Source organism: Mesorhizobium sp. WSM4904, assembly GCF_029674545.1.
Lineage (GTDB): Bacteria > Pseudomonadota > Alphaproteobacteria > Rhizobiales > Rhizobiaceae > Mesorhizobium.
Map to the genome: position 1 here is coordinate 3,194,115 of NZ_CP121354.1, position 13,918 is coordinate 3,208,032.

The 13,918-nt window shown below is 61.9% G+C and carries 10 protein-coding genes; 4 read left to right on the forward strand and 6 right to left on the reverse strand.

From position 1 onward, the window contains the following. Positions 1-8 precede the first annotated feature (8 nt). Positions 9-656 (forward strand): hypothetical protein, encoded by a 648-nt coding sequence (locus QAZ47_RS15310; RefSeq protein WP_278233655.1) that lies wholly within the window; start codon positions 9-11, stop codon positions 654-656. A 117-nt stretch (positions 657-773) separates the two neighbouring features. Here QAZ47_RS15310 and QAZ47_RS15315 read toward each other — a convergent pair whose 3' ends face one another. Genes QAZ47_RS15315 through QAZ47_RS15330 form a run of 4 tightly spaced genes read right to left on the reverse strand, consistent with a single transcriptional unit; the run spans position 774 to position 6,274 of the window. Beyond that, positions 774-1,457 carry a response regulator transcription factor gene (locus QAZ47_RS15315; RefSeq protein ID WP_278207852.1) on the reverse strand — a complete coding sequence of 228 codons (684 nt, stop codon included), beginning with the start codon at positions 1,455-1,457 and terminating at the stop codon, positions 774-776. Continuing rightward, positions 1,447-1,836 carry a response regulator gene (locus QAZ47_RS15320; protein WP_224706964.1) on the reverse strand — a complete coding sequence of 130 codons (390 nt, stop codon included), beginning with the start codon at positions 1,834-1,836 and terminating at the stop codon, positions 1,447-1,449. Before QAZ47_RS15320 ends, QAZ47_RS15315 begins: the two co-directional genes overlap by 11 nt. 2 nt (positions 1,837-1,838) lie before the next feature. After that, complete coding sequence (locus QAZ47_RS15325) at positions 1,839-2,480, reverse strand: response regulator (protein ID WP_278233656.1); 642 nt, start codon at positions 2,478-2,480, stop codon at positions 1,839-1,841. Beyond that, positions 2,477-6,274 (reverse strand): PAS domain-containing protein, encoded by a 3,798-nt coding sequence (locus QAZ47_RS15330; RefSeq protein WP_278233657.1) that lies wholly within the window; start codon positions 6,272-6,274, stop codon positions 2,477-2,479. Before QAZ47_RS15330 ends, QAZ47_RS15325 begins: the two co-directional genes overlap by 4 nt. A 421-nt stretch (positions 6,275-6,695) precedes the next feature. Between QAZ47_RS15330 and QAZ47_RS15335 the strand changes: the two genes are divergently transcribed. Then, the gene (locus QAZ47_RS15335; protein ID WP_278233658.1) at positions 6,696-7,613 is read left to right on the forward strand and encodes an MBL fold metallo-hydrolase; all 918 of its coding nucleotides are present in this window, start codon (positions 6,696-6,698) and stop codon (positions 7,611-7,613) included. Positions 7,614-8,047: 434 nt separating this feature from the next. Here QAZ47_RS15335 and QAZ47_RS15340 read toward each other — a convergent pair whose 3' ends face one another. Further along, positions 8,048-9,130 carry a site-2 protease family protein gene (locus QAZ47_RS15340; protein WP_278233659.1) on the reverse strand — a complete coding sequence of 361 codons (1,083 nt, stop codon included), beginning with the start codon at positions 9,128-9,130 and terminating at the stop codon, positions 8,048-8,050. 369 nt (positions 9,131-9,499) lie between these two features. Then, the gene (locus QAZ47_RS15345) at positions 9,500-9,781 is read right to left on the reverse strand and encodes a hypothetical protein (RefSeq protein WP_278207596.1); all 282 of its coding nucleotides are present in this window, start codon (positions 9,779-9,781) and stop codon (positions 9,500-9,502) included. A 450-nt stretch (positions 9,782-10,231) separates the two neighbouring features. Between QAZ47_RS15345 and QAZ47_RS15350 the strand changes: the two genes are divergently transcribed. Continuing rightward, positions 10,232-11,200: an HlyD family efflux transporter periplasmic adaptor subunit gene (locus tag QAZ47_RS15350; protein WP_347567199.1), complete on the forward strand. Its 969-nt coding sequence runs from the start codon at positions 10,232-10,234 to the stop codon at positions 11,198-11,200. Continuing rightward, positions 11,184-13,916, forward strand: coding sequence for a ribosome-associated ATPase/putative transporter RbbA (gene rbbA / locus QAZ47_RS15355; protein WP_278233661.1), 2,733 nt, complete (start codon positions 11,184-11,186; stop codon positions 13,914-13,916). The genes QAZ47_RS15350 and rbbA overlap by 17 nt, the downstream gene beginning before the upstream one ends. The last annotated feature ends 2 nt before the right edge of the window (positions 13,917-13,918 follow it).

The window sequence follows — 13,918 nt, forward strand, 5'->3', positions numbered from 1 at the left end:
CCAGCAAGATGAACAGCGCCAACAGTCGTGAGCTTGCAGGAATTTCGGTTCCGGACACGCCGCTTGTGGAGCAGGCCTTCGACTATGCTCGCCGGGAATGCGAGCCTTATCTGTTCAATCACGTCGTTCGTTCCTGGTTGTTCGCGACGCGCATAGGACAGCTTCGCAACATCGCTCACGACGCGGAAGTCGTAGCCGTGGGAACACTGCTGCACGACATCACGTTAAACGAGCGCTTCCATGGTCCTCGTCGTTTCGAAGTCGAGGGCGCGGATCTGGCGCGGGTCTTCGCGCGGCAAGGAGGTGTCGACGAGCGCCGAGCCCAATTGATCTGGGATAGCGTCGCCCTGAACTCGACACCGTCGATCGGTCTCTACAAGGAGGCTGAGGTAGCGCTTTGCACCGCCGGAATCTGCCTGGATGTCGTCGGCCTGCAATACGAGGTCGTCCCTGCCGCAGAGGTCGCAAGGATCGTCGAAGAATTCCCGCGACTCGATATGAAGCGGCGCATGACACGGTGCTTCTGTCGCATCGCCGAGACAAGGCCCGAAACGACCTATGACAATTTCGTTCGGGATTTCGGTGAACGCTATGTCCCCGGGTACCGGGCACCTTCTTCCGTCGATTTTGTAGCAAGCGCCCCCTTCGACGAATAGCAGCACGCAAAACAGGTCGCATGAATTTGCCGCCTGACGAGTTCGGTTTTCAGCCAGTCGCCGTTAGTCGACGTTGCAATTCTGGCGCGCCGAATCCCGTTGACGGCCGCTACCTGATCAGGCCGAGGTCTCGCGCAGCGGGATGGGCAATGTCTCCCAAGCCCGGATCAGTTCGCCGATGGAGGCCGCCTCCATCTTGCGCATAACGTTGCCTCGATGCAGCTTCACCGTCACTTCGCTGATGCCGAAGTCGAAGGCAATCTGCTTGTTGAGGCGGCCGCGCGCCACGTGATGCAGGACCTCACGCTCACGTGGCGTCAATGTTCGAAGTCGTTCGACATTTCGCTCGACCACCTCCGCCTTCGCCCGTTGCGAGGCGTCCATTGCTATGGCTGCGATTACAGCATCAAGCAATGTCTGGTCTCGTACCGGCTTGGTCAGAAAATCCACTGCGCCGGCCTTCATTGCCTGAACCGTCATCGGTATATCGCCATGACCAGTGAGAAAGATGATCGGCTTCGGGTTGCCATTCTGGGCCAGATGATGCTGCAGATCGAGACCGCTCGCTCCCGGCATGCGCACGTCCAGGATCAGGCAGCCGGGTTTGCGCAAGACGTCGGCGTGGAGCAATTCTCGCGTCGAGCCGAAGCAGACCGGCTGGAAACCCGCCGACAGGATCAGCTCTGACAGTGCCTCTCGAACCGCCGCATCGTCATCGACAATGATTACCAGCGGCTGCTCCGCTTCGCCTATGTGCGGTGACGGTGCCGATCTTCGCTGGAGCGGCTGGTCAACTCTCATCATTACCCTCCATTTCTCGATCGTTTAAGGCGTTGGCAACGGCGGCGAGCAGGGCTTGACCGTCGAAAGGCTTGCGGAAAAAACCGCTGATACCCTGGGCGCGAAACTGATCCGCTATCTCGTGGCGGCCGGTGATAAGGAACACCGGCAATTCCGAACGAGCCTTCTTCACTAGGTCGCGAAGTTCGAAGCCATCTGTGCCGGGCATGCCGATGTCGGTGATGAGCACGTCCACGCCCAACAGTCCGCAGGCGAGCAGCGATCGCGCCGAAGAGAAGCAACAAGCGACATAGCCCGCGGATTCCAGGAGGTCCTCCAGCGACTCGAGGACTCTCGGATCGTCGTCGACAACCGCCACGACAGGTCGCATCTTGCTCACACTCAGATCCCTCCCGCTCGTCGAGAGTGGGTAATCGGTATCTCCAATCGTTCCGCCATGCGCACGAGATCGGCGAGCGACGCCGCCATCATTTTCTGCATCACGTTCCTTCTATGGATCTGCAACGTAACCTCGCTGATTCCCAACTCAGCCGCGGCCTGTTTGTTGAGGAGACCACTCACGACAAGCGGCAGCACGTCGCGCTCGCGCGGCGTGAGCTCCAGATAGCGTTGCCTCAACATGATGAGTTCGGCGCGCTCCGATCGCCTTTCCCGATCCTGGGCGATCGCCGTCTGGATTGCGGCCATGAGGTCGGCGTCACTGAAAGGCTTTGTCAGGAAGTCCACGGCGCCGTGTTTGATCGCGCGCACCGAGGATGGGATGTCGCCGTGCCCTGTTATGAAGACGATCGGCGGATGATCGCCCTCGGCGATCTGCTTCTGCAGATCGAGGCCGTTGATGTCCGGCAATTCCACATCGAGGATGAGGCAGGCGGGGACGTCCGGCTTTTCCGCCAGGACATAGTCGCCGGCCGATCCGAACGCGATGGCGCGCATGCCGTGCGACTCTAGAAGCTCACCAAGCGCTTCCCGGATGCGCACGTCGTCATCGACGATGAAGACCATGTGGTTGTAGGTCGTCATGCTGCCGCTTTCATTTCAACGGGCATTGTAAAGACGAACGTCGTTCCGTGCGGCTCGTTCTTCTCCACCCACAACCGTCCCCCGTGCGACTCGACGATCGAACGGCAGATCGCGAGGCCCATGCCCATGCCGTGCTCTTTCGTCGTAAAGAACGGCTCGAATATTCGGTCGGGAAACTCGATGCCCGGGCCACGATCGCTGATTTCGATCTGGATCGCATTCCTTACCCGGCGCACGCGAAGTCCAAGAACTCTGTCGCCCGCAACGGAGTCCATCGCATCCATGCCGTTGCGGATGAGGTTCACCAGAACCTGCTGAATCTGCACCCGATCGAGCGCGACGACAGGAAGGTCGTTTTCGACATCGATGTCCATACGAACACGACGCCGCGCCGCCTCTTCAGCCATGAGGTCACGCGCCTCCGCGACGACGCTGCCGAGCGTTGTGTAGGCCATCGCGTCTGCGGACTGCTTGAACAAGGCGCGGATGCGGCTGACGACATCCGCCGCCGAATTGGCATCCCGGATAATACGCTCCACCGTCTTCTGCGCCCGCTCGATATTTGGCGGTTCGGCCGTGAGCCAGCGCTGGCAGGCATACGAGTTGGCGACGACGGCCGCCAGAGGCTGGTTCACCTCATGCGCTATAGAGGCCGAAAGCTCGGCAAGACTCGCCGCCTGGCTCGCACGTGCGAGTCTCTCTTGCGCCAGACGCAGCTCTTCTTGCGCTCGAACTTCACCATCGATGTCCAGACAGACGACGTTCCACTGAACAATCGCCCCTTCGGCATTGCGCATCGGCGCTGCGCGCGTATCGACCCAGCAATATTCGCCATCGAAGCGCCGCAGACGGTGCCTCCGCGCATATGGTTCGCCAGTGGCCAACGAATGGGCATAGTTCGTTTTGACGCCCGCCAAGTCGTCAGGATGAACACCTTCGTCGAGTGTGCGGGCCAGGCGCGACTTTCCCTTGCCGTCCATTGACTCCAACTCATATCCGAGGAATTCGCGGAGCTGACGGCTGCGATATATCGGCTCGCCATTCGGTGCGGCGCAGTCGATCATCACCGGCAGCGTTTCAACCAGCTGCCACAGCGAACGTTCTCTCTCGCGCAGCGCCACCTGCGCGCGCATCTCATCGTCGATGTCGATGGAAACCTGGTACCATTGCACGATCGTTCCGTCTCGATCGCGCAGAGGCTCGCAACGCCCCTCTATCCAGCGATAATTGCCGTCCTTCCAACGCCGGCGATATCGCATGATGAAGGAGTTGCCAGTTTTGAGGCAGTTGGCCGACGTAGCCAGCACCTCGGGAGCATCTTCGGGGTGAACCAGCTCTTGCGCCACCCTGGTGAAATCTTCGAAGCTCGCCCCGGAGATGCCGAGATCCTCCAAAGACCGCCTGTTGACGTAGGCCAGCTTGCCATCGGGCGTCCAGCTCCAGATGTGGACAGGCAAGGCATCGACGAGCTGCTGAAGCTCGCGTTCTCTTTCGCGCAATGCCTCTTGCGCTCGCATCTCGTCTTCGATGTCGATTGAAGCCATATACCATTGCACGATCGCGCCATCGGCGTCCCGTAACGGTTCCGCTCGCGCTTCTATCCAGCGGTAGACGCCATCCTTCTCGCGACGACGAAACCGGTTCACGAAAGGCTGGCCGGTGGCAAAGCCATTCGATGCCCTCCGGAACATTGTCGGAAAGTCTTCAGGGTGGGCCAGGTCCCGAGCCAAGGCATCGAAGTCCTCGATGTGCGTGGGTGGCGAACCGACCTTCTCCAGATATCGTTTGCTAGTGTAGGTGATCCTGCCTGAAGGAGCGAAGCTCAGGATATTCACGGGCACGACGTCAATCATCTGTTCCAGCTGGCGTTTGCTGCTCCGCAGTGCTTCTTCGGTTCGCACCTGATCATCGATGTCGTGTGACAACCCGTACCATTGTACGACGGATCCCTCCTCATTCCGCATCGGCTCTGCACGGCTCGACATCCAGCGATAGATGCCATCCGCGCGACGCAGGCGATAGTTCAGCGAGAAGCTCTCGCCGGTGATGATGGAATGGTTGAGCGCAGCTTCCAGCTTGGCCGCATCTTCGGGATGTACGACAGCCGCTATGGCAGCTGTCAGACCATTTCCTCCCGCACTCTCGTATTCTCCCACGTCGAGACCGAGAAACTCGACCATTTGCTTGCTGAAGAAGACCGGCTCGCCCGACGCAGACAGGCGCCAAAGGAAGCTCGGCACCATATCGACAAGTTGCGAGAGCTCGCGTTCGCGGAGACGCAGCGCTTCCTGGGCGCGCATCTCATCGTCGATATCGATGGAAATTGCATACCATTGTACGATCGCGCCGCTATGATCACGAACCGGCTCCCAGCGACCATCCACCCAGCGGTAGGCGCCGTCCGCTCGACGCATGCGATACTTCATCGAGTTGGGCTCGCCGGTAGCCAAGGAATGATGGAGCCTTTTCAAAAGGCGGGCAGCATCTTCCGGATGGACGAGAGACTGGATGGCTGCCGCCATCCGGCTCATTCCCGGCCTGTCCAATTGCGCCACGTCGTTCAGTCCGAAGAAGTCGAGCAAGCGTTTATTGAAGAAGATCGGCTCACCTTCGGGTGTCAGACGCCTGATCTGGACCGGGACCATGTCGACGAGCTGAGAAAGTTCCCTTTCCCGGCCACGCAGCGCCGTCACGGTTTTCTTGTAGACGTCATTGTCGAGTGCAATGCCATACCATCCCACGATACGACCGCGGCTGTCGCGTGCTGGCCGCGCGGCTGCTCGAGCCCAGACATAGATGCCGCTCGCGCGCCGAAAGCGAAACTCGACATTGAAGTGATCGCCTGTCTCTAGGCAGTGGCGCCATGTGGCCGCGATCTGCTCATAGTCGTCCGGATGAAGCAGACGCTTCCAGGCGGTATGCCCCTCGTCCAAAGACGCGTTCAGTTCTTCCAACGTCACCCCAAGAGAATTCTGTGCAAACGGGTGCAGGTAAATCCATCTGCCGGCCGCGTCGAACGCCCATCCGTTCCCGAATATGCTCTCGACAACCTTCGCCGATCGAATTGGTTCAGCCTCGCTTTCTACCGATGGGTCCAACCCTGCCGAGGCGAGTGCCTCCCTATCCGTCACCAGATCGTCGATGTCGACACTCACACTGTAACCTGGTTCTGACCGCGTCTCGTTCCAGCGATAACTACCGTCGGCCTGGAGTTGCCGATGCCTCGTCACCTGAGGAACACCCGTCCAGAAGGCGCGGGCGGCAGCGTGAGCTGCGGCAGTCCGGTCATCCGGATGGACAAGGCTCAGCGAATGCGGAGCATCGGAAACGGCTTTGCTTTCGAGCGTATCACTGATGACGTCAGCGAATCGTTCCTTGGCCGCGGACGGAACATCACCGTCGATCAGTGCACCGTACCATGCAAGGATACGACCTGTGCTGTCGCGCAACGGCTGCCCCGAGCTTCTGCTCCAACCGTAAGCACCGCTAGCGCGCAATAGACGATGCTCCATATTGTAATGGTCACCTGTTTGCAGGCAGCGACGCCACATAGTGACGGTTGCGTCGTAATCGTCTGGATGGACTAGCCGCTTCCACCCGACCGCGCCCTCTTCCGAAGGCGAATTGAGCTCCTCCAGCGTTGTGCCGAGAAGCGTCAGCGCACTTGGCGTCACGTAGGTGAATGTGCCCGAGGCGTCTGTCGCCCACGCGTTGCCGACCACGCCTTCGATGATCCGAGCCGCTCGCAATGCTTCGGGGTCGATTCCGCCAATGGACTTAAACGCTGTCGTCATTGTCTTCTCCTCCCGGACACAAAAAGCCGGAGACCGTCAGCGCCCTGTGTAGCACTCATCCTTGGATCTGGGTGGCGATTTGGCTTGCCAGCTTAACGTGGCCATGCCTCGGCCGCACGTCATGGAAATCCATGAGGTATGGGCGATCCTGCGTTGCGGACAAGGCTGCTCGACTTCCCTGAGTGAGGGTTCAAGCGATCGGGGTGAAGGGGTACTGAAGGCAAGCAGTTGCTCGCGAGCTTGTCGAAGCGGGTCGCCATTCGCTGGCAAAAGAAGCCGACGCGTCAGTCGTTTATTTCGATGCCCCGCAACCTATCCCGTGGTGTGGCTCGCCCTCTCCCTCAACACAATCGACCAGCAAACGCACCTCGATGTACGTCGTCGATGCCGCGTGTAAGGCGGCGGTCAGCAGGAGATGAACATGAGCCTAAACAAAACCTCACACCCCCGCAGAACGGGGACCGAAGAGTTGGTTCCGTCTCGCTATGCGGTACGAGTCGGCGAGATCGAAGTGCTGGTGGTCAGCGATGGAGTGCTACCGCTTCCAACCAACATGTTGGGATACAACGCCGACCCCACCGTGCATGCGGCCTGGCTGAAGGACATGTTCCTGCCGCCGGACGCTTTCGACTGGGCGCTGAACGCGGTCGTGGTGCGCAGCGGCGGGCAGACCATACTCATCGATGCCGGGCTAGGATTGGACCCGGAGTTGAACTTGCCGCGGGCCGGGCAGTTGATCAAGCGACTGGAGGCCGCCGGCATAGATCTCGGATCCGTGACCGACGTGGTGCTCACCCACATGCACATGGACCACGTTGGCGGGCTGCTCGTCGACGGGGTGAAAGACCAATTGCGTCCGGACCTGCGGATCCACGTGGCGGCCGCCGAGGTCAAGTTCTGGGAGTCGCCCGATTTCTCCCGCGTCTCAATGCCACCAGGGTTCCCGGATGCGCTTCGGGCAACCGCCAAGCGGTTCAGGAAAGAGTACGAGAGCAAGCTGCGGCTGTTCGATGAGGAACACGAGGTGGCGCCGGGCGTGATCGTCTCTAGAACGGGCGGCCACACTCCCGGGCACAGCGTAGTCCGCGTGGCATCCGGCAAAGACCGGCTGATGTTTGCTGGCGATGCCGTGTTCACTGTCGGGTTCGAACACCCTGACTGGTACAACGGTTTCGAGCACGATCCCGAGGAGGCAGCTCGCGTTCGGGTCCGACTCTTGCGGGAACTGGCGGAGACCGGAGAGCTGCTGGTGGCTACTCACATGCCGTTCCCCTCCGTCGGCCATGTGGCGGTGGACGGCGATGTCTTTCGTTGGGTGCCGGTCTTCTGGGATTACTGACCGCTCGTTGGGTCAGGGCCTAAACTAGGGCGCGTACTCATAGTGTTAATGAGTTTGCGCCCTGGTTTTCCCGCAAGCTTGGCCGTTCGCATCACTTTTGCGACGCTCATCTTCGCTCGCCTCTGTGAACGGGGATCGATTCCACAGCCTTGGCTGCGACTGTGCCGCAAGCGCCGACTCGCGTCACGCGATGATGGCAGCTTCTTCGGCATTCGGCTTGGGCTGGCTCCGTGTGCCGCGACCCTCTGAAACTGCAGTCCAGTCGCCGATCACCTACGGGCGCCTTGGCCAGACGATTGAATGCCCGTTGCAGCAGGGATTGTTCCATATCCCGACTGGCATGCCGCTTTCACCACCGGTCACCGAGCGGCTAAAGACTTACCAAACCAAGGTGGCGGACGGCTTTCCATTGGCCGCGGCCGAATCGTTATCTGTCAGCTTGCGACGGCGCTGCGCAGCAGCATCAGCTCGCCGATGTTTTCGATGATGACATAGCCGACCAAATGGTCCTGGGCGTCCACCACACCGACGGCAGGTGCGGCTCCACTCTTCAGGTGTTCGAGCGCATTGATGAGCTTATCATCGTCGCGCATCACTGGGATATTTGCCGCCATTGCCTCGATCACAGGGGTCTGACCGCCGTGCTTCTGCAGGCCGGTGACGAGCCCCTCACGTGTCAGCACGCCGCGCAGCCGGCCGCCATCGTCGACGATCGGGAACTCGTGTTGCGTCGTGCGCAACAAGGCCCGTGCTGCTTCGTCGAGGGTCGCGGTCGCCGGCAGGCTTTCAAACCGGCTGATCATGACGTCGCGCATGTTAACGGCGCGCGCCGCTGCCTCGAGCCCCATCGCCTGCGTTTCCGCAGCGGCGGCGAGGTAGACGAAGATCGCAACGAATATGAGCAGCACGTTGCCGACGACCAGACCGATGAAGCCGAAGGCGAAGGCGGCGAACTGACCAACGGTCCCTGCAATCTCCGTCGCGCGCTGGCGGTTGTAGCGCGTGGCGAGCAAGGCGCGCAGCACGCGCCCGCCATCCATCGGAAAGGCCGGAATGAGGTTGAACAGGACCAGCCATATGTTGACGGCGGCGAGGCGAGCCACGAACGCGACATGCGGGTTCTCCATCGACGTCAGCGCGTCGATGCCGACGGTGGTGCCAAGCGCGGCGACGAGGAAGGCAGCGATGACGACATTGACCAACGGGCCGGCAAACGCGACGACGATCTCTTGCGACGGCTTCTCGGGCAGGCGCTCCAGCTCCGCGACGCCGCCGATCGGCAAGAGCGTGATCTTTGGAGTTCGAATGCCGTAGCGACTAGCGGCAGCGGCGTGGCCGAGCTCATGCAATACCACGCAGGCGAACACGGCACCGATGAAGGCGATGCCCTCGATCGCAGCCCGTGTTCCGCCCTCCTGGTAATAGGCGATGCCGATCCAGGCGAGCAGCAGCAGGAAGGTCAGGTGGATGCGGATTTCGGTGTCGCCGACACGGAGGATCGGGTAGGACCACTGCATGATGTGACTCCGTCGGGTCGGGAAGCAGGCCGCGCCCGCCGAGCATGCCCCCGTTTGCAGTCGCGTCAAGTGCCTCGTCATTCGTTCGGGCGTGCGCTCCGGCCGGCTGTCAATGCAGGGGATTTCGGCCGGTGCGCGCACCGACGGTGGGCCGCGAGGACCCGTTCCGTGACCGAATGTTGAGCCTCGCCGACCTTCAGCCAGGCGAGACGGTGCTCGGCGTCGCCTGAGGGACGGGCACGCTGGCGATCGCGGCAAGGCGACTGGTCGGTCCGGGCTTTAGCATGGCCGATATGGACGCGTTGGCCGAGATGATCGACGGGGCGCGCGCCAAGGCCGTTCGCGCCGCTCTAGGTGTGGCGCCACGCGCTACGGCTGGAGAAGTGCGCCACCGTACTGCGCCCAAAGGTGTTCGCAGTCCCAGCTTCTCAAGCTTGGCGTTCCTGGTTCCCCGTAAAAGACCATTGCACCGCGAACGTCGTATCCAAGCACCGACGCGTTGGCGACGAATTGGATGGCGCGCCCTAGGCTGACCGCGCCTATCCGCGCTTCAATTTTGCTGGTGAGATCGATCACTCCGAAGATTTCTGCATCCGCACCTCTGCCGGCCAAGACAGCCGTCGAGATCGCATCGTCCAGGGCAAGGAGCATCGGATGAGTCCCCGTAAGCAGCGCTTGCTAGCTTCGATGCGCGAAATTTGTTCCCGCGTCCCTGAAGGAATCTGAGTCCATGGGTTGCCCGGCGGCGATTTCAGAGAATCGGCCCGACCCTGCACACTGCCTTGACCTGCTTGACATGCACATGGATCAGGCATTTCGCACTCGCTGAGGCGCCCGAGTTGATGCGGATCCTTTTGACGCAGATCAACGACCATCCGTCGCATCCGGACAAGGGTAAGAACAAGGCGCTGGCGCCCGTCGTCTTCTCTGGTGATTAGGAATCGACGAATGCCCAACACAACGGTCATCGATGACGGCACTGAGTTGCTCCCCTCGAATGACCGTTCGGCGGGCCGAATGCTTGTGCCGAATAAGCCCGAGATCAGCCTCCCGGAGATCATTCCTGCCGCCGTGAAACGGCGCCGCCGGCTTTGGCTCGCGTTGGCGCTGGTTGCGATCGCCGGCGCGGCGGCAGGCGGATATTGGTGGCTGCATGCCGCTCCCGCACTGCCCGCCGGGATCGCCTTCGGCAACGGCAGGATAGAGGCAGACGAGATCGACATCGCGGCCAAGTTCAGTGGTCGCATCGCCGCGCTTCTCGTTGATGAGGGTGATGTCGTTCGCGCCGGCCAAGTGGTCGCGCGGATGGACACGCAGGACCTTGAGATGTCGCTCCGCAAAGCCGAGGCACAGGTGCTTGGGGCCAATCGGATGCTCGACGAGGCGCGGGCGGGCGTCGAGCAGCAGAATGCCCAGGCCAAGCTCGCCGAGCAGCAACTCACCCGCGCGATTGTCCTCGTCGACAAAGGTTACGCGACAGCCGAGATTCTCGATCAGCGGCAGCAGCAGATGAGCGCTGCCAATGCCGCGCTCGCGGCGGCCAATGCGCGCGTCGGACAAGCCGAACAGACGCTGGCGGCCGCCAACCACGATGTCGACCTCTACCGGATCAATATCGCAGACAATTCGCTCGTCGCTCCGCGTGACGGCCGCGTTCAATATCGCCTCGCCAATATCGGCGAGGTGGTCGGCGCCGGCGGCAAGGTCTTGATCATGATCGACACGGGCTATGTCTATATGGACATTTTCCTGCCTACGGCGGAAGCCGGTCGCACGACCGTAGGTAGCGCCGCGCGCATCGTGCTTGACGCCGCGCCTGAATCACCGATCCCGGCCAAGGTCGTCTTTGTCTCCGGAGAGGCACAGTTCACGCCGAAGGCTGTGGAGACCAAGGCGGAACGCGACAAGCTGATGTTCCGAGTCCGCGTGCGCGTTGATCCCGACTATCTGCGCATCCATGCAGCGGAGGTGAGCTCGGGAGTTCCCGGGCTCGCCTATGTGCACCTCAACGGCAGTGCCGAGTGGCCGACCTTCCTTGCACCAGGGCGGACGGATGAGCCATCTCGCTAATGTCATCGCCGTCGAGGGGCTCTCGCACTCCTACGGTCGCAGGCTTGCGCTCGAAGGCGTGACGCTTACGGTCCCGACCGGAGCGCTGGTCGGATTGATCGGCCCGGACGGCGTCGGCAAATCGACCCTGCTCAGCCTGGTCGCCGGAGCCAAACGCATTCAGACCGGACGCGTGAAGGTCTTCGGCCGCGATATGGCCGACCAGCTCCATCGTTCTGCCGTGTGTCCGCGCATCGCCTTTCTGCCGCAGGGGCTTGGCAAGAACCTTTACCCCGATCTCAGCGTCCGCGAGAACATCGATTTCTTCGGACGCCTCTTCGGCGAGCCGGCCGGCGAGCGCGCCCGGCGCATTGACGCGCTGCTCGAGGCGACCGGCCTGGCACCCTTTCCCGACCGCCCGGCCCGGAAACTCTCAGGCGGCATGCGGCAAAAGCTCGGCCTCTGCTGCGCGCTCGTTCACGACCCTGACCTGCTCATTCTCGACGAGCCGACAACGGGCGTCGATCCGCTGTCGCGCCGGCAATTCTGGGAGTTGATCGAACGCATGCGAGCGCGGCGGGCCGGCATGAGCGTGGTCGTAGCCACCGCCTATATGGAGGAGGCGGAGCGCTTCGACGAGCTCATCGCCATGAATGCCGGGCGGATCCTCGCATCGGCCACGCCGGCTGAACTGAAACGGCTGACAGGGCAGGGGAGCCTGGAGGAAAGCTTCATTGCGCTTTTGCCCGAGGCGGTTCGCGACGGGCGTCGCGCGCTCTTCATTCCGCCGCGGCCATCGGGCGAACACGAGGCGGTCATCATCGCTCGTGGCCTCACTCGGCGCTTCGGCGAATTCGTAGCGGTCGATGACGTGAGCTTCGCCATCGAACGCGGCGAGATCTTCGGCTTCCTCGGCTCGAACGGCTGCGGCAAGACCACCACGATGAAGATGCTGACCGGGCTGCTGCCGGCCTCCGACGGCAGTGCCTGGCTGTTGGGACAGCCGATCGATGCCACCAACATGCGCCTGCGTAGGCGTGTCGGCTACATGTCCCAGTCTTTCTCGCTCTATACCGAGCTGACCGTCAGGCAGAATCTCGATCTGCATGCCCGTCTCTTCCACATCGCCGCCGACAGGGCGAAATCGCGCATCGCCGCGCTCATCGAGCGGTTCGGCTTCGGCCCTTATGTGGACCAGCGGGCATCGGAGCTGCCCCTCGGCATCCGTCAGCGGCTCTCTCTCGCCGTCGCCGTCGTGCACGAGCCGGAGGTCCTTATCCTCGACGAGCCCACCTCCGGAGTTGACCCGCTTGCGCGCGACAGCTTCTGGGAGCTGCTCGTCGAGCTTTCGCGGCGGCAAGGCGTCACCATCTTCGTCTCGACCCATTTCATGAACGAGGCGGCGCGGTGCGATCGCGTCGCGCTCATGCATGGCGGCAGGGTGGTGGCCACCGGCACGCCGACGGAGCTGGCCGAAGCCAAAGGCGCAGCCGATCTCGAGGACGCCTTCGTGGCCTATCTGCAGTCTGCAGGCGGCGAAGGCTCAAGCCTGGTCAGCGGTCCACCAGAGCCTGAGCGCGCCGCGACCTCTTCGTCCGCGCGCGTGGCACCGCGGGCCGGCTTCAGCCTGGGGCGGCTTTTCGCCTATTCGTGGCGCGAGGCGCTGGAGCTTTGGCGCGATCCAGTGCGGCTCGGTTTCGCCTTGCTCGGTACGGCATTCCTCATGGTCGTCTTCGGGCTCGGCATCAATACCGATGTCAATCAGGTGACTTTCGCCGTCCTGGACCGCGACAACACGCCGGAAAGCCGAGCCTATCTGCAGGAGTTCCGCGGATCGCCCTATTTTGCGGAACGCAAAACACTGGCCAGCTACGACGATCTTGATCGGGCGCTGCGCAGCGCCGCCTTCGCATTGGCCATCGAGGTACCGCCGGGCTTCGGCCGCGACCTCCGGCGCGGGTCAGCACCCGAGATTGGCGCTTGGGTTGACGGCGCCATGCCTTTCCGTGCTGAAACCGTCCGCGGCTATCTCGCTGGCCTGCATCAGCAATATGTCGCCGATGTCGCCGACGCGGCCGGCAGTCGGCCAGTGTCGCCGGTCATCGAGACTCGATTCGTCTACAATCAGGACTTCAAGAGCATCTTCGCCATGGTGCCGGGGACGATCGCGATGCTGCTGGCATTCATGCCTGCAATGTTGATGGCTGTTGGCGTCGTCAGGGAGAAGGAACTGGGTTCGATCGTCAATCTCTACGTCACTCCCGTCACGCGGCTGGAATTTCTCCTAGGCAAGCAACTGCCCTACGTCATCCTTTGCCTGATCAGCTTTCTTACCCTCTTCCTAATGGCCGTTTTGCTGTTCGGCGTGACGCTGAAAGGAAGCTTCTGGGTGCTCCTTCTCGGCGCGCTGCTCTACGTGACGGCGATGACCGGCTACGGCTTGGTGATCTCGGCATTCACGCGAACCCAGATTGCCGCGCTCTTCGTCGCGGGAATCATGACCTCGCTGCCCGCCGTGCAGTTCTCCGGCATGTTGGCGCCCGTCTCCTCGCTGGTGGGCTTTCCGGCCTTCATGGCACATACCTTCCCGGCGATGTATTTCCTGCGCATCTCGGTCGGCACCTTCACCAAGGCGCTCGGCTTCCGGGAACTTGCCGGAAGCCTGTTGGCGCTCGCGGTCTTCATCCCGATCCTCATCTTGATCAGCCTGGCATTCCTGCGCCGCCAGGAGGCATGATG